Genomic DNA, 20,581 nt, shown 5'->3' with positions numbered 1-20,581 from the left:
TCGGTCTCGTGTCAGTTCTCGTTGTCGCGGCTGAGGCGTACGTACGCGGCGGAGAAGCCCGCGAGCAGGACGAGCAGGCACAGGCCGAGGGCCGCGGCGCCGCCGTACTGGTTGAAGTTGAAGGCGTACTGGTAGATGAGGACCACCACGGTCGTCGTGGAACCCTCGGGTCCGGCGCCGCCGGTGAGCAGGAACGGCTCCACGAACACCTGCATCGTCGCGATGATCTGCATGAGCAGCAGCAGCGAGAGGATCAGCCTGGTCTGCGGGATGGTGATGTGCCAGATCTTGCGGAGCAGCCCCGCGCCGTCGAGTTCCGCGGCCTCGTACAGCTCGCCCGGGATGCCCTGGAGGGCGGCCAGGTAGATCAGGGTCGCGCCGCCCATGTTCATCCAGGTGGCGGCGATGACCACCGAGATCATGGCGGTGTCGGTGGACTGGAGCCAGTCCTGGGCCGGCAGGTGGAGGAAGACCAGGATCCGGTTGAAGAGGCCGTAGCCCGGGTCGTAGAAGTATTTGAACAGCAGCACCGAGGCGACCGGCGGCATCATCACCGGAAGGTAGACGAGCAGCCGCAAAAACCCCTGTGCGTGCCGGAATTCGTTGAGTACGACCGCCACGACGAAGGGGACGACGAAGCCGAGGATCAGCGCGAGGCCCGTGAACAGCAGGGTGTTGCGACAGGCCTGCCAGAAACTCGGGTCGCCGAAGACGTAGCGGAAATTGTCGAAGCCGGCCCAGCTGGTGGCGCCGTTCTCGGTCTTCTGGAAGGCCAGTACGAACTCCCGGACCATCGGGTACCAGGAGAAGAAGGCGAAGCAGATGACCGCGCCGATGAGGAATGCGTGTGCGGAAACGTTCCGTTTGAATGCCCGGACGAAGGCTTCCCGGGATCCGGGCAGGGTGGGGGCCGACATCGCCGCTCCTAGGTCGGTCGCAGGACTGAACACGTGGGGCGGGGCGGGCGGGACCGGGCCGGGGAGGAGCTCCGGGCCCGCCCGGGGCCCTACTGGTTGCCCAGCACCTGGTTGACCGCCTTCTCGGCGTCGCCGAGGAGCCGCGCGGGGTCGGCGTCCTTGTTGGTGAGGACGCCCGACATCACCTTGTCGAGCACCTTGTAGACCTCCTGGGCCTTGGCGGGCTCGGTCTTGGGCGGCACCGGGTTGTCCATGAAGGACTTGAAGTTGGCGACCGGCATCGTGGCGCTCGCCGTCTTGAGCGCGTCGCTCTGCTCCCTGGAGGCACCGGTGAAGAAGGCGGGCTGCGGCAGACCGACCGGGAGGCCGTCCGCCTTGCTGCGCGCGAAGTCGAACTGGCCCTTGCCGACCGTGAGGGTCTTGAAGTTCAGCCAGGCGATGGCCGCCTTGATCTTGTCGGGCGAGCTGCCCTTCTTGATCATGTAGCTGTTGCCGCCGACGAGGGTGGACGCGCCGCCGGGCATCGGACCCATGCCGAAGTTCTCGTACTTCGCGCCGAGCTGCTGGACCATGTACGTGATGTCGTCCGGGGCGGCGAGGAACATGCCGAGCTTGTCCGAGGCCATCTGCTTCTGCAGGTCACCCCACTTGAGCAGCTGGGTCTTGCCCATGCTGTCGTCCTCCCAGCGCATCGCCTTGAGGTTCTCGACGATCTGCCGGCCGGTCGGGTTGTTGAAGGCGGCCTTGCCGTCGGATCCGACGATGTCGCCGCCCATGCCGTACATGGTGGCGGTGTAGTGCCAGCCGCCCGTGTTCTCCACGCTGTACTCGCCGAAGCCCGCGGTGCCGTTGCCGAGGGCCGCGATCTTCTTGGCGGCCGCGCGGACCTCGTCCCAGGTGCGCGGAGGGGTGTCGGGGTTGAGCCCGGCCTGGGTGAACAGCTTGCGGTTGACCAGCAGGCCCATCGTGTAGTTGCTGGTCGGCAGAGCGTAGAGCTTGCCGTCCTGCTTCAGGATGTTCAGGACGTTCTTGTCGATGGTGTCGATCGCCGGGACCGACTTCGGCGTGACGTAGGCGGAGATGTCCTCGGCGCCGTCGTTGTCGCGCACCTGCGCCAGGTCCGTGAAGTACGCGTAGAACACGTCCGGCTGGGACTTGGCCTTCAGCATCGCGGTGAACCGCGGCGGCTCCAGGCACTGGCCGGGAGTGGAGCGGCCGTCGATCGTGACGTTCGGGTAGATCTTCCCGAACGCCTCGACGTCCTCCTTCCACTCCTTGAGCTCGGCCGCCTTGGCCGCGGGCGGCATGCAGTCGATGGTGATCGTGACCTTGGTCTTCGGGTCGAGCGGGGCGGCGGCGTCGGCCGGCGCGCCGGTCGCCGCCTCGGCCGCCTTGCCGTCGCCACTGCTGCTCGTACCGCAGGCCGCGAGGGCGGTGACGGCGAGCGCGGAGACGAGGGCAGCCGCGACGGTGCGGCGGGTATTGCTTCTCATCGGTGGACCCCTTCGAGCATCGAGCAGGAGTGCGTGGGGGCGAGCGCGGCACACTCAACCACCAGCCACAGATGAACGCAATATCACGTGCAGATTTCGTAATACATTGACAGTACAGACGCCTCGGGTGCGTCACCGAACGCAAAAACAGGGTCCTCGTACGTCACTTGGACGTACGAGGACCCTGTCGGCCCTGGTTGCCGGGCGGCCGACCCAGCCGCGGCCTAGCCGCGCGGCGCCTGCGCGGTCGAGCCGCGGACCACCAGCTCCGGTTCGAACAGCAGCTCTCCGGGCTGCACGGCGGCGCCCTGGATCTGCGCCGTCAGCAGCTCCACGGCGGCCCGGCCCATGGCCTCGATGGGCTGGCGGACGGTGGTCAGCGGGGGCTCGGTGCAGTTCATGAACGCCGAGTCGTCGTAGCCGACCACGGAGACCTGGCGGGGCACGTCCAGACCCCGGCGGCGGGCCGCCCGTACCGCTCCCAGGGCCAGCGGATCGCTCGCGCAGATGATGCCGGTGACCCCGCGGTCCAGCAGCCGGGAGGCGGCCGCGTGACCACCCTCCAGGGAGAACAGCGCCCGCTCGACGTGGGCGGCGGGCAGCTCGGTACCGGCCGCGGCGGCGACGGCCTGGGCCGCGACGAGCTTGCGCAGCGAGGGCATGTGGTCGGGCGGACCCAGCACCAGGCCGATCCGCTCGTGCCCGAGGGAGGCCAAGTGCCGCCAGGCCTGTTCGACCGCGACGGCGTCGTCGCAGGCCACGCAGGGGAAGCCGAGGTCCTCGATGGAGGCGTTGATGAGCACCACCGGGACCTTGCGGTCGGCCAGCAGCCGGTAGTGCTCGTGCGGGGCGTCGGCCTGGGCGAAGAGACCGCCGGCGAAGACCACGCCCGAGACCTGCTGCTGGAGCAGCAGCTCGACGTAGTCCGCCTCGGAGACACCGCCCGTGGTCTGGGTGCAGAGGACCGGGGTCAGCCCCTGCTGGGCCAGCGCTCCGCCGATCACCTCGGCGAAGGCCGGGAAGATGGGGTTCTGGAGTTCGGGCAGGACCAGGCCCACCAGCCGGGCGCGCTCGCCGCGCAACTGGGTGGGCCGCTCGTAGCCGAGAACGTCGAGAGCGGTGAGCACGGACTGGCGGGTCGCGTCCGAGACGCCCGGCTTGCCGTTGAGCACCCGGCTGACCGTGGCTTCGCTGACTCCCACCTTCTTCGCTACTTGAGCAAGTCGTCGCGTCATGAGCGCAAGACTAGCGCAAGCGACGCAAGTCGCTTGCGCTAGTCTTCGGCCCTCTTGGCGGGGCCGTTACGGCAGTTGGTTGATCTTCAGCGTCGACGTCGTGTTCCGCACGTCCACGGCGTTGCCGCTCGTCTTCAGGTTGTGGATCTCGACCTCACCGACCGCGGGACCCTGTCCCGCTTCGGGCATCTCATTGGCCCAGAGGCCGAAGCCCGATTTCGCATCGTAGGCGTCTCCGCTCTTCTTGGCACCCGTGATGGTGATGTCCCTCAGGATGGTGTCCTTGATGGGATTGACCGGCTGTCCTCCGATGTACTGGGTCTGGAACATGATGCCGCTGTAGGTCGGATCGACGATGTCGACGTTGTTGATCCGGATCCCCTGGAACACCTTCGAGGCGGAGAAGATCCAGATGCCGGGGAAGGTCTGCGCTCCCCAGAAATGGCCGCCCGCGCGGACGATGGAGATGTTCTCGAACGTCGTGGGATCGGTGCCGAAACCATTCATCGGATACCCGAAGTCCAGCGAGCTGATCGTGATGCCCGAATAGACGAGGGTGTCGGCGATGAGGATGTTGCGGAAGGTGTTGTTGAACCCCCCGTAGACCGCGACACCGGCCGCACGCCAGGTCAGCAGCGTGGTGAGGTTCTCGTACACGTTGTTCTTCATGTCCGCGCCGCCCGCGTCGATCGCGGAGAACAGCGCGAAGCTGTCGTCGCCCGTGGAGCGCGCCTCGTTGTTGGAGACGAGGTTGTCCGTGCTGCCGTTGGTCATGTTGACGCCATCGGCGTAGGTGTCGCGGATCCGGGAGTTCTTGATGGTGATCCGGTCGGTGTTGGCGCCCCAGTAGAGGCACACCGTGTGCTCGTCCCAGATGTTGTCGATGGTGATGTCGGTGACGTTGGCGAAGTCGAAGACCTTGCCCGGGCCGTCGATCCGTGAGGTGTAGTTGCCGAAGTAGGCGAAGCCGGAGAAGGACGAGCCCTTGGCCGTGCCCTCCGCCCGCCAGCCGATGTCGGTGTTGTCCTGCGTGGCGGGGGCGTGGAAGCGGGTGAACCACGGACCCGCGCCGACCACCTGCACGGCCTTGCCGTACACCTGGAACTTGCTCGCCGTGTCGTAGTCACCCGGCGGCAGGTAGACGCCGACGAGCTTGCCGGTGGTGTCCATGCGGACCTTGTCCAGGGCGTTCTGCACGTCCTGGTGGCCGAATCCGGCCGGCACGGTGTAGCTCGCCGGGTCGGGGTTGGCGACCACCGCGGCCTGCTCCAGGCTCACGAAGTCGATCGCGTAGGTGGAGGTGTTCCCCGCGTCCTTCTGGAGGCGGATCTTGCTGCCCGGCGGGACGGTCTCGCCCAGCAGGATGTTGGCCTCGTCGTAGATGTGGCGCGGGGCGCCGGCGCCCGGCGAGTTGCCCGGGGAAGCCTCGGCGCCGTACAGCCAGGCGTACTTGGAGGTCAGCGGGAGGGCCTTCTTCAGGGTCCCGTTGACGTAGACGTCGAGGGTGGAGTCGATGCCGCCGCCGCCCGGCGCGTCCGGGAGGGAGAAGCGCGTGACCAGCGTGTTGGTGGCCGCCCGAGTGGTGAATTCGACGTACTCGCCGGTCGCGTCGAGGCTGACGGCCTTGCGGCCGGAGGCCTCGCCCGCGATGTCGCCGATGGTGCGGTTCGGGCCGACCACGCTCGCACCGCCGCCGACGACCCCGTCCTCCGCCTCGTACATGTCGAAGGGCATGTTCGCCCCGCGGCCGACGAAGAAGGACGTGGTGCTGCTGTTGTTGGCGCGCTTGACCGGCAGCTCGTTGGCGTCGTCGGCGAGCACCACCTTGACGGTGTACTTGCCGTTGGCGGCGGGCCAGCTGCCGAGGGCGACCGGGGCCGAGGAGGCGCCGGGCGCGAGGGCGCCGCCGAAGGAGCCGGTCAGGGTGCGGACGGTGGCGCCGTTCGCGTCCTGCAGGGTGAGCGTGATGCCGTGCGAACCCGTGGCGGCCGCGACGCTGCCCTGGTTCTTCACCGTGACGGAGAAGGCGACGTCCCGTCCCGCGGCGGGGGCGCTCGGGGTCCAGTTGACGGCGGAGGCCACCAGGTCGGAGCTGTCCACCGGGCGGACCACCAGCGGGGAGCCAGTGAAGGTGTTGTTGGTGTCGTTCTGCTCGATGACCGCGTTCGCCTCGTCGACGATCGCGCTGAGCGGGTAATTGCCCGCGTCGCGCGGCCCGATGGCGGCGCTGACGTTCGCCTGCGCGCCCGCCGCGAGGGCCGGGACGTTGGCGGTGGCGACCTTGCCGCCGCCCAGTTGGAAGGTCACCGCGGTGGCGGGGGCCGCGGCCGGGCCGCTGTTCCTGACCGTCGCGGACAGCGTGACGGTGTCCGACTCGACCGGGGCGGCCGGGGCGGCGCTCAGCGCGGTGATCTGCAGATCGGGGTTGGGCGCGGGGACGCCGATGATCTGGAACTCGGCGATCTGGCCGTTCCCGGCGCCGGAGTTGGCGGTGAAGCGCAGCTGCACGTCCGCGACGCGGGCGGTCAGCGGGATGGTGACGGTGTTGCCGGAGGCCGGGTCGAAGACGTAGTCCTTGGCGGCGAGCAGGCTGGTGACGCCCGAGGCGCCCTGTTCGCGGCCGAGCACCTCGATGCGCTGAGTGCGGGTCCCCCAGCTGCTGTCGGGGTTGAGTTTGAGGACCAGGCGGTCCAGGTCGGCGTTGGCGCCGAGCTTGACCGTCAGGGTGCTCGGGTAGGCGCCGCCCGCACCCTCCCAGTAGGTGGCGGTGTCGTTGTCGTCGGCGTTCTCCGCGACGAAGGCGTTGACCACGGAGGAGCCGGTGATCGGCTTGCCGACGGCCAGGTTGGAGCCTGCGCCGCCGGTGCCGTTGCGGGTCACGGGATTGCTGTCGCCGGACCGGTTGCCCGCCGCGTCCTTGGCGCGGACGACGTAGGTCACGCTCGCGCTCGCGGGCTGGGTGTCGGTGTAGGTGGTGACGTTGCCCGCGGTGGTGGTGCGCAGCGCGTTGTTCGCGTACACCTCGTAGCCGGTGACGCCGACGTTGTCGGCGGAGGCCTGCCAGGTGAGCTTGATCTGGCCGGTGGCGGGCTCGGTGAGGGACAGGGCGCCCGGCGCGGTCGGTGCCTGGGTGTCCCCGGTGTCACCGGCGCGCGTCACGCTGTTGCTGTTCGGCGACTGGTTTCCGGCGGCGTCCCTGGCGCGGACGAAGTAGGTCACGCCCGCGCTGGTGGGCTGGGTGTCGGTGTAGGTGGTGACGTCGCCCGCGACGCTGGTGCGCAGCTGGTTGTTGGCGTAGACGTCGTAGCCGGTGACGCCGACGTTGTCGGTGGCCGCCTGCCAGGTGAGCTTGATCCGGCCGGTGGCGGGCTCGGTGTAGGTCAGCGCGGTGGGCGCGGTCGGCGCCTGGGTGTCCCCGGTCCGGGGACCGTAGATCTCCAGCTCGGACAGCTGACCGCCGGGTTGCACGCTGTTCAGCGATATCAGGACCCGCAGGTAGCGGGTGGTGGTGGCGTCGAAGGTGAGGGGGACCGTGTTGCCGTTGGCCGCGTTGAAGTCGTAGGCCTTGGAGGCGGTCAGGTCGGTGAAGTCGGTGCCGTTGACGCTGCCCTGGATCGTGAGGGTCTGGGTGCGGGCCCCCCAGTTCTCGGGCAGTCTCAGGACCACCCGGTCCACGCGCACGGACGCGCCGAGGTCGGCCTGGAGCCACTGCGGCATCGCGTTGTTGACGCTCTCCCAGTAGCTGGCGCGGTTGCCGTCGTTGGCGTTGGACGGGGTGTAGACCTGTGTGCTGCTGCTGGCGGTCAGGGTCTTGCCCAGGGCCAGGTTGTCCGAGGACTCGCCGGGCGCCCGGACCTCCAGCTCGGCGAGCTGGGCGGCCGGCCAGCCCGTGTTGGCGGTGAGGGCGATCCGGACGTAGCGGGTCTGGGCGGCCGGGAAGCCGATGGTCACCGTGTTCCCGTTGCCCTGGCCGAAGGTGTACGTCGCCGAGCCGACCAGGGTGCTGAAGCCGACGCCGTCGGCGCTGCCCTGGACGGACAGGGTCTGGTCGCGGCTCTCCCAGGCGGCGGGGAGCTTCAGCACCACCTCGTCGACCCGGGTGGTGGCGCCGAGGTCGGTCTGCACCCACTGCGGGAAGGTGGCGCCCGCGCTCTCCCAGTACGTCGACTGATTGCCGTCGGTGATGTTGGCGGCCGTGAAGGAGCCGTTGGTGCTGCTCGCGGATGCGGGCCTGCCCGCGGCGATGCTCGGCCCGCCCGCGGCCGTGGCCGTCACCGCGGGCCATCCGAGCACCAGCAGGGCCGTGCTGATCAGGGCGGCCAGGGCCCGCCATCTCCAGCTGTGCCTTCTCATACGTCCTCGTCCCTCGGCATGAGTTTTCTGAACCTGATGACATAGGAATTTGCGCACTGCGGTGCGAGAATTGCAGAACCTTGCTCCATCGTCTACCGCCATGACCGCACTTTCGCTGCGGAATCACTTGCGCAAGCACCGCGCAAGCCACGCAAGCAATTTGCGTGCCCTAGGGAAATTCCCAAAAAGCGGAGGCCGCCCTACCGTTCGTTCTCATGCGGTTCCCCTTCACGAGCACGCGGCGCGGCGGTCGGCCCCGGCGGGCCGTCTCGCAGATCCTGCTGACCCAGCTGGCGATAGCCGCCGGAGTCGCCGTGCTGGCCACGGGCCTCTTCCTGGCCCCGCTCGGCGCCCAGCTCGACGACCAGGCCATGCGGCGCGCCCTGGCCATCGCCCAGAGCGTCGCCGCGGATCCCGAGCTGCCCACCGCCCTGCTGGCGGGACCGCCCCGCCCCGACAGCCCCGTCCAGGCCATCGCCGAGCGGATCCGCCGCGCCACCGGAGCCGAGTACGTCGTCGTGGTCGACCTCCACGGCATCCGCCGCTCCCACCCCAGCCCCGAACGGATCGGGCTGCCCGTCTCGACCGACCCCGGCGACGCGCTGGCCGGCCGCGAGGTCATGGAGATCGACGAGGGCACCCTCGGCCGCTCCGCCCGCGGCAAGGTCCCCCTGGTCGCCGCCGACGGTGAGATCGTCGGCGCCGTTTCGGTCGGCATCGCCTACGACAACGTCCGCGCCCGGCTGCTCGGCGCCATTCCCGGGCTGCTCGCCTACGCGGGCGGCGCGCTGGCGGTGGGCGCCCTCGCCGCCTTCGTGCTCTCCCGCCGGATCCAGCGGCAGACCCGTGACCTCGCCTTCTCGGACATCGCGGGGCTGCTCGCCGAGCGGGAGGCGATGCTGCACTCGATCCGCGAGGGCGTGGTCGCCCTCGACCACGCCGGCCGCGTCCGCCTCGTCAACGACGAGGCGGCCCGGCTGCTCGGCCTCGCCCCCGGCGCACCGGACGCGGCCGGACGCCCCCTGGAGGAGCTGCTGGGCCCCGGGCGGACCACCGACGTCCTGGCGGGCCGTGTCACCGGGCGCGACCTGCTCACCGTCCAGGGCTCGCGCGTCCTGCTCGCCAACCGCATGCCGACCGAGGACGGCGGCGCCGTCGCCACCCTGCGCGACCGCACCGAGGTGGAGCACCTGGGCCGGGAACTCGACTCCACCCGTGGCCTGATCGACGCCCTGCGCGCCCAGGACCACGAGCACGCCAACCGGCTGCACACCCTGTTGGGCCTGCTGGAACTGGGGCTGCACGAGGAGGCCGCGGAGTTCCTCACCGAGGTCGTCGGCGTCCACCGGACCACGGCCGAGCAGGTCACCGAGAAGGTCCGGGACCCCCTGCTCGCCGCGCTGCTCGTGGGCAAGGCCGCCGTCGCCGCCGAGCGGGGCGTCCCGCTCCGCCTGGCCCCCGCCACCCTGCTGCCCGACCGGCTGGTCGACCCGGGCGGCCTCGTCACCATCGTGGGGAACCTCGTGGACAACGCCCTGGACGCGGCGGTGGGCTCGGCCGAGCCCCTGGTGGAGGTGGAGCTGCGCGCCGAGGGCCGCACCGCCGTGGTGCGGGTGCGCGACAGCGGGCCCGGGGTGCCCGCTGCCCGGCGCGAGGAGATCTTCACGGAGGGCTGGTCCACGAAGCGGCCCCGAGGGCACCGCGAGCGCGGGCTGGGGCTGGCGCTCGTACGCCGTCTCGCACAGCGCCAGGGCGGCAGCGCCCGGGCCGGTGAGGCGGCGGACGGCGGGGCGGAATTCTCCGTCGAACTGCCGGAGGCCCTGCGATGAGCGGCTCCCCGCTCCGGGTCCTGGTCGTGGACGACGACCCCCTGGTGGCCCGGATCAACGCGGCCTACGTGGCGAAGGTGCCCGGCTTCGCGGTCGCGGGCCGGGCGCACACGGCGGCCGAAGCACTGGAGTTCGTCACGGAGCGCGCGGCGGACCGGCCGGTGGACCTGCTCCTGCTGGACCACTACATGCCCGGGGGCAGCGGGCTCGAGCTGGTCGGGTCGCTGCGGCGGCTCGGCCACCAGACCGACGTGATCATGGTGACGGCCGCCCGCGACCTGGCCACGGTCCAGGCCGCGATGCGGCTCGGCGCGCTCCAGTACCTGGTGAAACCGTTCACCTTCGCCGGGCTGCGGGCCAAGCTGGAGGCGTACGCGGCCCTGCGACGGGCGCTGGGCGGGGGCGGCGAGGCCGAACAGGCCGAGGTGGACCGGATCTTCGGCGCCCTCGCCGGGGCCGCCACCCCCAACGAACTGCCCAAGGGCCACTCCCCCACCACCGCCGACCTGGTGCGCCAGGTCCTGCGGTCCGCCGACGGACCGCTGTCGACCCAGCAGATCGCGGACCGGTCGGGCATCAGCCGCCAGACCGCCCAGCGCTACCTGAAGCTTCTCGAACGCAGCGACCGCGTCCGGCTCTCCCTGCGCTACGGGGAGACCGGCCGCCCGGAACACCGCTACACCTGGCTCCCGACCGCGCGCCCCTGAGCCCCGGGCCGCGTCACCTCACACCGCTCCGGCGCCGGTCAGGGACCGGACCTCCGTCTCGGCGTGCTTGGCCGCGTCGGGTTCCTCGGCCGAGGTGAGCGTGCCCAGCCAGCCCGCCAGGAAGCCGAGCGGGATCGAGACGATCCCCGGGTTCTGCAGCGGGAAGTACTGGAAGTTCACGTGCGGGAAGAGCGCGTCGGGGCTGCCGGAGACCACCGGCGAGAGCACCACCAGCAGCACGGCCGGTACCAGGCCCCCGTACACCGACCAGACGGCGCCCCGCGTGGTGAAGTCCCGCCAGAACAGCGAGTAGAGCAGCACCGGCAGGTTCGCGGACGCGGCGACCGCGAACGCCAGCCCCACCAGGAAGGCCACGTTCAGGTCCTGAGCGAGCAGCCCGAGGGCGATCGCGACCGCCCCGATGCCCACGGCCGCCGCCCTGGCCACGGTCACCTCGCTGCGCTGACGCGCGTGGCGCCGCTTGAGCGAGGCGTACAGGTCGTGCGCGACGGAAGCGGACGAGGCCAGCGTGATCCCGGCGACCACGGCGAGGATCGTCGCGAACGCGATGGCGGCGACGATGGCGAAGAGCACCGCGCCCCCCGTGGAATCGGCCCCTCCGCCCAGGTGGGCGGCGAGCAGCGGAACGGCCGTGTTCCCCGAGGCGTTGGAGGCCCGCACCTGATCCGGGCCCAGCAGCGCGGCCGCCCCGAAGCCGAGCACGATGGTCATCAGGTAGAAGCCCCCGATGAGCGCGATCGCCCACACCACCGAGCGGCGCGCCGCCCGCGCGGTCGGCACGGTGTAGAAGCGCGACAGGATGTGCGGCAGTCCGGCGGTGCCGAGGACCAGCGCGAGCCCGAGGCTGATGAAGTCGAAGCGCGCGGTCCAGTCCCCGCCGTACTTGAGACCGGGGTTCAGGAACGCCTTGCCGTGGCCGCTGCGGTCGGCGGCGCTGATCAGCAGCTGGTTGAAGTCGCCGTGGAAGCGGAGCAGGACGAGCACCGTGAGCGCGATGGCCCCGCCCATCAGCAGGACCGCCTTGACGATCTGGATCCAGGTGGTGGCGCGCATGCCGCCGAAGGACACGTAGATCACCATCAGCGCGCCGACCCCGATCACGGTCAGCGTCCGGGCGCCGGTGCTCGAATTGCCGAGCAGCAGACCGATCAGGCTGCCCGCGCCGACCATCTGCGCGACCAGGTACAGCACCGAGACGGTGACGGACGAGACGCCCGCCGCGATCCGTACGGGCCGCTCGCTCATCCGGGCCGCGACCACGTCCGCGAGCGTGAACCGGCCGCAGTTGCGCACCAGTTCGGCGACGAGGAACAGCACCACCAGCCAGGCCACGAGGAAGCCGACGGAGTAGAGCAGGCCGTCGTAGCCGAAGAGGGCGATCAGGCCGGAGATGCCGAGGAAGGAGGCGGCGGACATGTAGTCGCCCGCGATGGCGAAACCGTTCTCCAGGGGGGAGAACAGCCGCCCCCCGGCGTAGAACTCCTCCGCCGAGCCGTGCCGGTTGCGGCTCACCCAGGTGGTGATGCCCAGGGTGACCGCGATGAAGAGGCTGCACAGGATGAGCGCCAGCGTCTGGTGTTCGGTGTTCACCGGCCGGCCCCCCGGGTGCGCTCCTGGTCCCGCTCCTGCTCGAAGACGGTCCAGCGCAGATCGAGGGCCGCGCGGTCCCGGCGCAGCCGCGCGTGGCGGGTGTACGCCCAGGTCAGCACGAAGGTGCTGAGGAACTGGCCGAGTCCGGCGAGCAGGGCGACGTTGACGGCGCCCACGACGGGGCGGGCCATCAGGTCCGGGGCGGCGGTCGCCGCGACGATGTAGGCGATGTACCAGAGGAAGAAGCCGAGGGTGGCCGGGACGACGAACCCGCGGTAGCGGCCGCGGACCTCCTGGAAGGCGGCGCTGCGCTGGACCTCGAGGTAGATGTCGGCCGCCTCGGGGCCGCGCCGCCCGTCCTCGGCCGCGGTGGCCGAGCGCGGGCCGGGGGCGCGCGGTCCGGCTTCCCCGCCCTCCCCCTCGCCCTCGCCCCAGCCCGCGGCGAGGGCCTCGTACCAGGGATCGTCGTACCGGATTATCGTTCCGGCATCGCGCCCTTCTTGCTTGTCCACCGGGCTCTCCTTGTCCGCCGCCGCAGTGGCCGCGTAATGCCAAGGATGTGCGGAGGGAAGGGCCCGGGACCGGCGTCCGGGTTCTCTTCACTCCATCAGGTGATGGCCTGGTGCGGGAGCGAAGAGGACCGGGACGGACCGGGCGCCGGCGCGCCCGTGGATCAGGCGTCGATGCGCGAGCGGTCCAGGGTCGCCGCCGAGCTGGTGATGAACTCCTTGCGGGGCGCCACCTCATTGCCCATGAGCAGGTCGAATACCTGCTCGGCCCCGTCCAGGTCGCCGATGTTGATCCGGCGCAGGGTGCGGAAGCGGGGGTCCATGGTGGTCTCCGCCAGCTGGTCGGCGTCCATCTCGCCGAGACCCTTGTAGCGCTGGATGGCGTCCTTGTAGCGGATGTTCTTGCGCTGGTACTCCAGCAGCGTCTGGCGCAGCTCGTTGTCGGAGTAGGTGTAGACGTACTTGTCCTGGCCCTTCTTGGGCTGGACGAGCTCGATCCGGTGCAGCGGCGGTACGGCCGCGAAGACCCGGCCCGCCTCGACCATCGGGCGCATGTAGCGCTGGAAGAGGGTCAGCAGCAGGCAGCGGATGTGGGCGCCGTCCACATCGGCGTCGACGAGGAGGACGATCTTCCCGTACCGGGCGGCGTCGATGTCGAAGGTGCGGCCCGACCCGGCTCCTATGACCTGGATGATCGCGCCGCACTCGGCGTTCTTGAGCATGTCCGAGACCGAGGACTTCTGGACGTTGAGGATCTTGCCGCGGATCGGCAGCAGCGCCTGGAACTCGGAATTCCGCGCGAGCTTGGCGGTGCCGAGGGCGGAGTCCCCCTCGACGATGAACAGCTCGCTGCGCTCCACGTCGTCGCTGCGGCAGTCGGCCAGCTTCGCGGGCAGCGAGGAGGACTCCAGCGCCGTCTTGCGGCGCTGCGCCTCCTTGTGCTGGCGGGCCGCGATCCGGGTCCGGGCGGCCGCGACGATCTTCTCCATCACGGAGCGCGCCTGCTGCTTGTCGTCACGCTTCGTGGAGGTCAGGAACGCCTTGAGCTCCTTGGCGACCACGGCGGCGACGATCCGGGTGGCGGCCGAGGTCCCGAGGACCTCCTTGGTCTGGCCTTCGAACTGGGGTTCGGCGAGCCGGACGGTCACGACGGCCGTCATGCCCTCCATCGCGTCGTCCTTGACCACGTCGTCCTCGGCCACGCGCAGCAGCTTCGCCGAGCGGAGCACCTCGTTCACCGTCTTGGCGACCGACCGCTCGAAGCCCGAGATGTGGGTGCCGCCCTTGGGCGTGGCGATGATGTTGACGAAGGACTTGACGTTGCTCTCGTACCCCGTGCCCCAGCGCAGGGCGATGTCCACGCCCAGCTCGCGGGTGACCTCGGTCGGGGTCATGTGGCCCCGCTCGTCCAGGACCGGGACGGTCTCCTTGAAGGTTCCCGAGCCGGTCAGCCGCAGCACGTCGCAGACGGCCTTGTCCTGGGCGAGGTACTCGCAGAACTCGCTGATGCCCCCGTCGAAGCGGAAGGTCTCCTCCGTCTTGCCCGCGCCCTCCAGGGCCCGCTCGTCGCGGACCACGATGGTCAGGCCGGGCACGAGGAAGGCCGTCTGGCGGGCACGCTGGTAGAGCGTGTCCAGGGTGAGGCGGGCGTCCTTGAGGAAGATCTGGCGGTCGGCCCAGTAGCGCACCCGGGTTCCGGTGCGGCCCTTGGTGACGCGCTTGACCTTGCGCAGGCCGTTGGCCGGGTCGAAGGGGCTGTCGGGACCCTGCTCCGTGAACATGCCCGGGACGCCGCGGCGGAAGCTGATCGCATGCGTGGAGCCGTTGCGGTCGACCTCGACGTCCAGCCGGGCGGAGAGCGCGTTGACCACGGAGGCGCCGACGCCGTGCAGGCCGCCGGAGGCCGCGTACGAGCCGCCGCCGAACTTTCCGCCGGCGTGCAGCTTGGTCATCACGACCTCGACGCCGGACAGCCCCGTCTTCGGCTCGACGTCGACCGGGATGCCCCGGCCGTTGTCGCGCACCTCGACGGAGGAGTCCTCGTGGAGGATCACCTCGATGTGGTCGCAGTAGCCTCCGAGGGCCTCATCGACGGAATTGTCGATGATCTCCCAGAGGCAGTGCATGAGGCCACGGCTGTCCGTGGACCCGATATACATGCCGGGGCGCTTGCGGACGGCCTCGAGGCCCTCGAGGACGAGCAGGTGCCGCGCGGTGTAGTTGGAACCGTCCCGGTCTGCTCCGGACAGCAGCGCGCTGGAAGGCACGGACGTGTCGGCGGTCACGCAGTTCGCTCCTCGCTGAATTTCTTTTCTGGCCCGGTCGGGCGCAGAGGTGGCTCGGGTGCCGGTCAGAGGGTATCGAGGCCTGGTAGAGCCGATGTAACGCCACCCTCGTGATCCTTCAGCCTAGTGCAGGCCCGCACGGATGTTCGATCGCTCGTTGGAGTGAAGCAAACATCACGTTCCCTTCCAGGCATGAACCATTTAGGGTTCGGGCACGTCCTCATGAACAACCGGCACTCGCCGGAGAGGGCCGAACCTGCAAGAAGCAACGACAGACAACGCGAAACCGTAAAGCAATGCAATACGGCTCCTTCGCCGCCAACCGGCAACAGCCGGCCAGCTTCGGAAGGAAGTTTCGAGGAAAAGCCGCGAGCGGGAACGTTTTCGGCCTGGTTGGATGTTGACCCTGGTACGACAGCTCGTCGAGCTAGAGAAGAGGCGACGTGACTACTGTTCTGACACCCGCGACCCCGCTGACGGCCGCTGATCGATGCGACCGTTGCGGCGCCCAGGCATACCTGCGCGTCGTCCTGCTGAGCGGCGGTGAACTGCTCTTCTGCGCCCACCACGGGCGTAAGTTCGAGCCGGAACTCAAGAAGATCGCCGCGGAAATACAGGATGAGACCGAGCGGCTCACGACCGCTCCGGCGGCTGTGGCCGACCCCGAGGACCGCTGACACAGGCCTATACCTCGCATCCCGACGAGCCAGGACCGGCGCAGGCCGGTCGACGGGCGGTACCCCTGAGACCCAGGGGGACCGCCCGTCCTCATGTCCCGGCACTCCCGGACGGCCCGGCGCCCCAGGCGTGCCCGGAGCGTCCGGAGCGCCCGCGACCGCCGTCAGCCCCGCCGGCCCGTCTCCCCGACGAAGCCGATCAGCGGGGCGATCCGCGTGTACACACCGGGGCTGTCGGCGCGCCCGCAGCCCCGCCCCCAGGACACCAGCCCGATGAGCCTGCCCTGGGCCACCAGAGGCCCCCCGCTGTCCCCCTGACAGGCATCCTTGCCGCCTTCCCGGACCCCCGCGCAGACCATCGACGCCTCCTGGTACTGGCCGTCCGCGTCCCCGGGGTAGGCCCGGCGGCAGTTCTCGTCCGCCAGCACCGTCACCCCGACGGCGTGCAGCGTGTCCGCGTAGTCACCGAAACCGCTGGTGTCCCCCCAGCCGTATACGGTCGCGTCCGCCCCCGGGGCGTAGCCCGCGTGCCCAGTGGCGGCCATCGGGAGGACGGACCGGGCGGGGACGCTCTCGCGCAGTTCCAGTACGGCGAGGTCCCCGGCATTGGTCACAGGGTCGTAGGCGGGGTTCACCCGGGCGCCGCGCACCGCGATCTCCCTGCCCTGGTCGACGGCCGTCAGCTCGTTCCGGCCGGTGATCACCACCAGGTCGGCCACGGACTCGACGGGCCCGCCCAGCACATTGGCGCCGAGGCAGTGCGCCGCGGTCACCACCTTGGCCGGACCGACGATCACGCCCCCGCAGAACTGTCCGGCCCGCGTACGCCCGAACCGGTCACGGCTGGCCAGCGCCACGACCCAGGGGTTGTCCCCCACGCTCACGGGCTGCCCGCCGATCACCACACCGTCCGCGCGGGCCCGGGGCGCCTGGGCCAGCGGGGCCACGGCCGCTCCCGCCACCAGGGTCAGCACACCTGCCAGAGCTCGGGCAAAGGGACGACGCATAGGGCCTCCTGACTCTGTGTGTACATGGCTGTACCCAGAGTGGAATGACCAGTGGCCGCGCGCACCCGCGCACGGCCACCGACGCGGACCCGTAGCCGCTAGTCCAGGTAGTCCCGCAGCACCTGCGAGCGCGAGGGGTGCCGGAGCTTGGACATCGTCTTGGACTCGATCTGGCGGATGCGCTCGCGCGTGACGCCGTACACCTTGCCGATCTCGTCGAGGGTCTTCGGCTGGCCGTCGGTGAGGCCGAACCGCATGGAGACCACGCCCGCCTCGCGCTCGCTCAGCGTGTCGAGCACCGAGTGCAGCTGTTCCTGCAGGAGCGTGAAGGAGACCGCGTCGGCCGGGACGACCGCCTCGGAGTCCTCGATGAGGTCACCGAACTCGCTGTCACCGTCCTCGCCGAGCGGCGTGTGCAGGGAGATCGGCTCGCGGCCGTACTTCTGGACCTCGATGACCTTCTCGGGGGTCATGTCGAGTTCCTTGGCCAGCTCCTCCGGGGTGGGCTCGCGGCCCAGGTCCTGGAGCATCTGGCGCTGCACGCGGGCCAGCTTGTTGATCACTTCGACCATGTGCACCGGGATGCGGATGGTGCGGGCCTGGTCGGCCATGGCGCGGGTGATCGCCTGGCGGATCCACCACGTGGCGTAGGTGGAGAACTTGTAGCCCTTGGTGTAGTCGAACTTCTCGACCGCGCGGATCAGGCCCAGGTTGCCCTCCTGGATCAGGTCCAGGAAGAGCATGCCGCGGCCGGTGTAGCGCTTGGCCAGCGAGACCACGAGGCGGAGGTTGGCCTCCAGCAGGTGGTTCTTGGCGCGGCGGCCGTCCTCGGCGATGATCTCCAGCTCGCGCTTGAGCTTGGGGGCGAGCTTGTCGGAGTTCGCCAGCTTGTCCTCGCCGAAGAGGCCCGCCTCGATCCGCTTGGCCAGCTCCACCTCCTGCTCCGCGTTGAGGAGGGGGACCTTGCCGATCTGCTTGAGGTAGTCCTTGACCGGGTCGGCGGTGGCTCCCGCGACCGCGACCTGCTGGGCGGGGGCGTCGTCCTCGTCGTCGGAGAGCACGAAACCCTTGGCCTCGCCGCCCTCCTCCTCTTCGCCTTCCTCGGCCTTGGCGGCGCTCGGAGCGCCCTCGGCGGACTCGTCCTCGCCCGCGTCGTCGTCCTTCTTGGCCGCCGTCTTCTTCGCCGCGGTCTTCTTGGCGGTGGTCTTCTTCGCCGCCGTCTTCTTGGCCGCGGTCTTCTTCGCCGCCGCTTTCTTGGCGGGGGCGGGAGCGTCGGCCGCGGTGTCGGTCGCGGCCGCGTTGTCGGGTTCGGGTACGGTCCCCTCCACGAGCGCGTCCCCCTGCTCCGGGTCCGCCGCACCGGCCGCCGGGACCGCGGGGCCGACGGGAGCGGCCGCCGTCTTCGCCGTGACCGTCTTCGTGGCCGTCCGCTTGGCGGGGCTCTTCGCCGCGACGCTCTTACGAGGGCGCTTGGGCGACTCCGCGGCACTGACCATCAGCGTCACACCCTCTTCCTCGAGGATCTGGTTGAGGCTGCGCAGAACATTCTTCCACTGGGTTGGCGGAATCTGGTCAGCCTCGAAGGCCCGACGCACGTCATCGCCGGCGATCTGCCCCTCGGCCTTGCCCCGCTCGATGAGCGCCATCACGGAATCCGACTCGGCGATCTCCGGCGGGAGCGTACGGGATGTGCTGGCCGACACGAACAACCTCTCGGAACGATGGAAACGGCTTCCGACACCGGCCTGGTCCTGAACCGGAGCCGACGACCACCGACCGGGGATGGGCCGGCGGCGCGGGAAACGGCCGGGGAGCTGCACAGCACCGGGAACGGCTGCTGTGTTCCTTCCGTCGGCCACCACCTCTTAAGGTCATCGCGTGACCTCGCAGAGCGTTACGCCCAATCTTCGTGGCCGAAGTCACATCCCGCGTGCTCCCATGCCGGTCATTCGGTGACGCGTAACCGAGTTCGTGGCCGGCCCGGACACCGGTGTCGCCGGACCCGACCGGGCCCGGCGACATTCGTCCACCCCACGCTCGCGCCTGTCCGCCCGCCCGTCGGGTCAGTGTTCGCGCGGTGCGGGGACCACGCGCTCGACCTCCGGATGGACCGTCAGGAGCTGGCGCATGGCCGCCTCCGCGCCCGTGGCGTCGCCCGCGGCGAGCGCCTCGACCATCCGCGCGTGGTGCGCGACGCAGGTCTCGCTCGGCCGGTCGCAGGCGGTGATCGGGCTGCCGGACACCTGGAGGGCGGAGGAGACGATGCCCGAGAGGTGTTCCAGCATCCGGTTCCCCGCGACCTGGATCAGCAGCGCGTGGAACTCGTTGTCGGCGCGGGCGAAGGTGATCGCGTCGCCCTGGCCGAGGGCGTGGCCCATGATCTCGACCATGTCGGCGAGGCGCTGCTGGATCTCGGGGCGGCCGTGCCCGGCCGCGAGACGGGCGGCGAGGGGCTCGATGGTCCAGCGCATCTCGTTCAGCTCGCGCCGCTGGTCGTCGCGCTGGGGGCCGTACGCCCGCCACTCGATGATGTCGGGGTCGAGCAGGTTCCAGTCGGCGACGGGGCGGACCCGGGTGCCGACGTTGGGGCGGGCGCTGACGAGGCCCTTGGCCTCCAGGACCCGCAGCGATTCGCGGACGACCGTGCGGGAGACCTCAAAGCGCTGGCCGATCTCCTCGGGGACCAGGGGGCGGTCCGCTCCGAGGTCGCCGGAGACGATCATCTGGCCGAGCTGCTGGACGAGTTGGCCGTGCAGCCCGCGGCCGCGGCTGCCCGCCGTGCGGCGGCCGACCCGGCTCAACTCGACGTCGGCTCCGTCCCAGTGGGGTACACCGACGCGGTCGGTGCCGGGGGCCTCCGCGTAGGGGTAGCGGTCGAGTTCGCCCGGCCCGGCGAGGCCGGTGTCGGCGTGGCGGGCGGCGGTCATCATGGTGTGCGCAAGGGTACTCACGAATCCTTTGTCGGCCGTGCTCCGGCGACCCTTGAGGTCTTTGGTGAAAAGCACACGAAAGGGTGATCGGTGCCACCTACGCAATTGACGACTTATCGTAAAGAACCGGGCCTTTTACGCGGAGTTGCGATCCGGTTCGCGTGAAGCGGACCCAGGCGGACTTCCCCGGTCTCCGTTCCGCCTCGCTTCGGTCACCAACGGACCCTGCCGCGCAGCCCGGTGAACCCGTAGGCGCACAACAGGACCAGCAGGGACAACACCAGCGCGGTGCCGACGGGTTGGGCCAGCACCCGCAGAGCGCCCAGCACCAGCCGGTCCGCCTCCGGGGGCCACTGCGCCCACGACAGCCCGCGCAGCCGGCCCGCCAGTCCGGAGGCCGGATAGGCGGAGGGACCGTCGAGGGCCTTGCGAACGAGCGGCACGACGAGCACTGGTACGGAGATCACGGCGCCCAGGCCGGCCAGCCCGGAGCGGAACACCCCGGAAGCGAGCACCCCGGACCAGGCGCAGCCGACGAGGAGCCCGGCCCAGGCGGCGGCCGGAGCGACCCAGTGCGCCGGGAGCCGCAGCGGTCCCCGGTCGAAGACCAGCCCGAGGGCGGCCGCGTCGGCGGTGACGGCGAGGACGCCCAGCGCCAGGGCGAGCGCCCCGCAGACCCCGAGCTTGGCGAGGAGCAGCCCCAGCCGCCGGGGCACGGTGCCGCGGTCGGCGGCGAGCGCGGGGTAGCGGTACTCCTCACCGAAGGCCAGGGCGCCGAGCAGTCCCGCGCCGAGGGCGGCGGGGGGCAGCGGCACGGGCTCGGGCCAGGCGGCGAGCAGCCTGTTCTGCGGGGCGTGGCCGAGCCGGGCGAGCAGCAGGGCGGTGACCACGGAGACGGCCACCACGAGCGCCGCCGTCAGCAGCGGGGTGGCGGTGCCGAAGACGCGGCGCAGCTCGTAGCGCAGCGGGCGCAGGGGCCCGCCCACGCGCCGCACGGGCGACGGGGGCCGCGCGGTGGACCCCGCGCG

The 20,581-nt window shown here is 70.6% G+C and carries 13 protein-coding genes and 1 pseudogene; 3 read left to right on the top strand and 11 right to left on the bottom strand.

Going from position 1 to position 20,581, the window contains the following annotated elements; genetic code table 11:
* Window positions 1-11: 11 nt before the first annotated feature.
* From ABT084_RS28490 to ABT084_RS28475, 4 genes are all read right to left on the bottom strand, one after another.
* Window positions 12-917, bottom strand: coding sequence for a carbohydrate ABC transporter permease (locus tag ABT084_RS28490; RefSeq protein WP_351049717.1), 906 nt, complete (start codon window positions 915-917; stop codon window positions 12-14).
* Window positions 918-1,006: 89 nt separating this feature from the next.
* The gene (locus ABT084_RS28485; RefSeq protein WP_351049714.1) at window positions 1,007-2,410 is read right to left on the bottom strand and encodes an ABC transporter substrate-binding protein; all 1,404 of its coding nucleotides are present in this window, start codon (window positions 2,408-2,410) and stop codon (window positions 1,007-1,009) included.
* Window positions 2,411-2,634: 224 nt separating this feature from the next.
* Window positions 2,635-3,645: a LacI family DNA-binding transcriptional regulator gene (locus ABT084_RS28480; protein WP_351049712.1), complete on the bottom strand. Its 1,011-nt coding sequence runs from the start codon at window positions 3,643-3,645 to the stop codon at window positions 2,635-2,637.
* Between the two features lie 66 nt (window positions 3,646-3,711).
* The gene (locus ABT084_RS28475) at window positions 3,712-7,998 is read right to left on the bottom strand and encodes a discoidin domain-containing protein (RefSeq protein WP_351049709.1); all 4,287 of its coding nucleotides are present in this window, start codon (window positions 7,996-7,998) and stop codon (window positions 3,712-3,714) included.
* Between the two features lie 215 nt (window positions 7,999-8,213).
* Here ABT084_RS28475 and ABT084_RS28470 point away from each other — a divergent pair, with 215 nt between their 5' ends.
* Both ABT084_RS28470 and ABT084_RS28465 read left to right on the top strand, forming a co-directional pair.
* Window positions 8,214-9,827: an ATP-binding protein gene (locus tag ABT084_RS28470; RefSeq protein WP_351049707.1), complete on the top strand. Its 1,614-nt coding sequence runs from the start codon at window positions 8,214-8,216 to the stop codon at window positions 9,825-9,827.
* On the top strand, window positions 9,824-10,534 hold the full coding sequence (locus tag ABT084_RS28465) for a response regulator (protein WP_351049704.1): 711 nt from the start codon (window positions 9,824-9,826) through the stop codon (window positions 10,532-10,534). The genes ABT084_RS28470 and ABT084_RS28465 overlap by 4 nt, the downstream gene beginning before the upstream one ends.
* A gap of 18 nt (window positions 10,535-10,552) precedes the next feature.
* On the opposite strand, the gene ABT084_RS28460 is transcribed toward ABT084_RS28465, so the two are convergent.
* The 3 genes from ABT084_RS28460 to ABT084_RS28450 all read right to left on the bottom strand — a co-directional run bounded on the left by ABT084_RS28460 (window position 10,553) and on the right by ABT084_RS28450 (window position 14,939).
* The gene (locus ABT084_RS28460; protein ID WP_351049702.1) at window positions 10,553-12,145 is read right to left on the bottom strand and encodes a monocarboxylic acid transporter; all 1,593 of its coding nucleotides are present in this window, start codon (window positions 12,143-12,145) and stop codon (window positions 10,553-10,555) included.
* Window positions 12,142-12,657, bottom strand: a complete 516-nt coding sequence (locus ABT084_RS28455; RefSeq protein WP_351049699.1) for a DUF485 domain-containing protein — start codon at window positions 12,655-12,657, stop codon at window positions 12,142-12,144. Before ABT084_RS28455 ends, ABT084_RS28460 begins: the two co-directional genes overlap by 4 nt.
* A 161-nt stretch (window positions 12,658-12,818) precedes the next feature.
* Entirely contained in the window at window positions 12,819-14,939 is a 2,121-nt protein-coding gene (locus ABT084_RS28450; RefSeq protein ID WP_351049696.1) for a DNA gyrase/topoisomerase IV subunit B, read from the bottom strand.
* Between the two features lie 443 nt (window positions 14,940-15,382).
* Between ABT084_RS28450 and ABT084_RS28445 the strand changes: the two genes are divergently transcribed.
* On the top strand, window positions 15,383-15,616 hold the full coding sequence (locus ABT084_RS28445; RefSeq protein ID WP_330333066.1) for a DUF7455 domain-containing protein: 234 nt from the start codon (window positions 15,383-15,385) through the stop codon (window positions 15,614-15,616).
* A 164-nt stretch (window positions 15,617-15,780) separates the two neighbouring features.
* Here ABT084_RS28445 and ABT084_RS28440 read toward each other — a convergent pair whose 3' ends face one another.
* From ABT084_RS28440 to ABT084_RS28425, 4 genes and pseudogenes are all read right to left on the bottom strand, one after another.
* Window positions 15,781-16,623, bottom strand: a complete 843-nt coding sequence (locus tag ABT084_RS28440; RefSeq protein ID WP_351049692.1) for a S1 family peptidase — start codon at window positions 16,621-16,623, stop codon at window positions 15,781-15,783.
* Between the two features lie 98 nt (window positions 16,624-16,721).
* Window positions 16,722-18,326: an RNA polymerase sigma factor gene (locus tag ABT084_RS28435; protein ID WP_351049689.1), complete on the bottom strand. Its 1,605-nt coding sequence runs from the start codon at window positions 18,324-18,326 to the stop codon at window positions 16,722-16,724.
* A 360-nt stretch (window positions 18,327-18,686) separates the two neighbouring features.
* Window positions 18,687-19,628 (bottom strand): FadR/GntR family transcriptional regulator, encoded by a 942-nt coding sequence (locus ABT084_RS28430; protein ID WP_351049686.1) that lies wholly within the window; start codon window positions 19,626-19,628, stop codon window positions 18,687-18,689.
* A 137-nt stretch (window positions 19,629-19,765) separates the two neighbouring features.
* Window positions 19,766-20,581: pseudogene (locus tag ABT084_RS28425) on the bottom strand (ABC transporter ATP-binding protein); the annotation flags it as partial.

It is taken from the genome of Streptomyces sp. NPDC002138, from assembly GCF_040296485.1.
Classification (GTDB): domain Bacteria; phylum Actinomycetota; class Actinomycetes; order Streptomycetales; family Streptomycetaceae; genus Streptomyces.
This window is presented reverse-complemented; position numbering and strand designations above follow the sequence as displayed.

Excerpts from the sequence above, each read along its gene's own strand:
- ABT084_RS28470 (WP_351049707.1), top strand. The coding sequence starts at position 8,214 with ATGCGGTTCCCCTTCACGAGCACGCGGCGCGGCGGTCGGCCCCGGCGG.
- ABT084_RS28490 (WP_351049717.1), bottom strand. The coding sequence starts at position 917 with ATGTCGGCCCCCACCCTGCCCGGATCCCGGGAAGCCTTCGTCCGGGCA.
- ABT084_RS28480 (WP_351049712.1), bottom strand. The coding sequence starts at position 3,645 with ATGACGCGACGACTTGCTCAAGTAGCGAAGAAGGTGGGAGTCAGCGAA.
- ABT084_RS28465 (WP_351049704.1), top strand. The coding sequence starts at position 9,824 with ATGAGCGGCTCCCCGCTCCGGGTCCTGGTCGTGGACGACGACCCCCTG.
- ABT084_RS28485 (WP_351049714.1), bottom strand. The coding sequence starts at position 2,410 with ATGAGAAGCAATACCCGCCGCACCGTCGCGGCTGCCCTCGTCTCCGCG.
- ABT084_RS28475 (WP_351049709.1), bottom strand. The coding sequence starts at position 7,998 with ATGAGAAGGCACAGCTGGAGATGGCGGGCCCTGGCCGCCCTGATCAGC.
- ABT084_RS28440 (WP_351049692.1), bottom strand. The coding sequence starts at position 16,623 with ATGCGTCGTCCCTTTGCCCGAGCTCTGGCAGGTGTGCTGACCCTGGTG.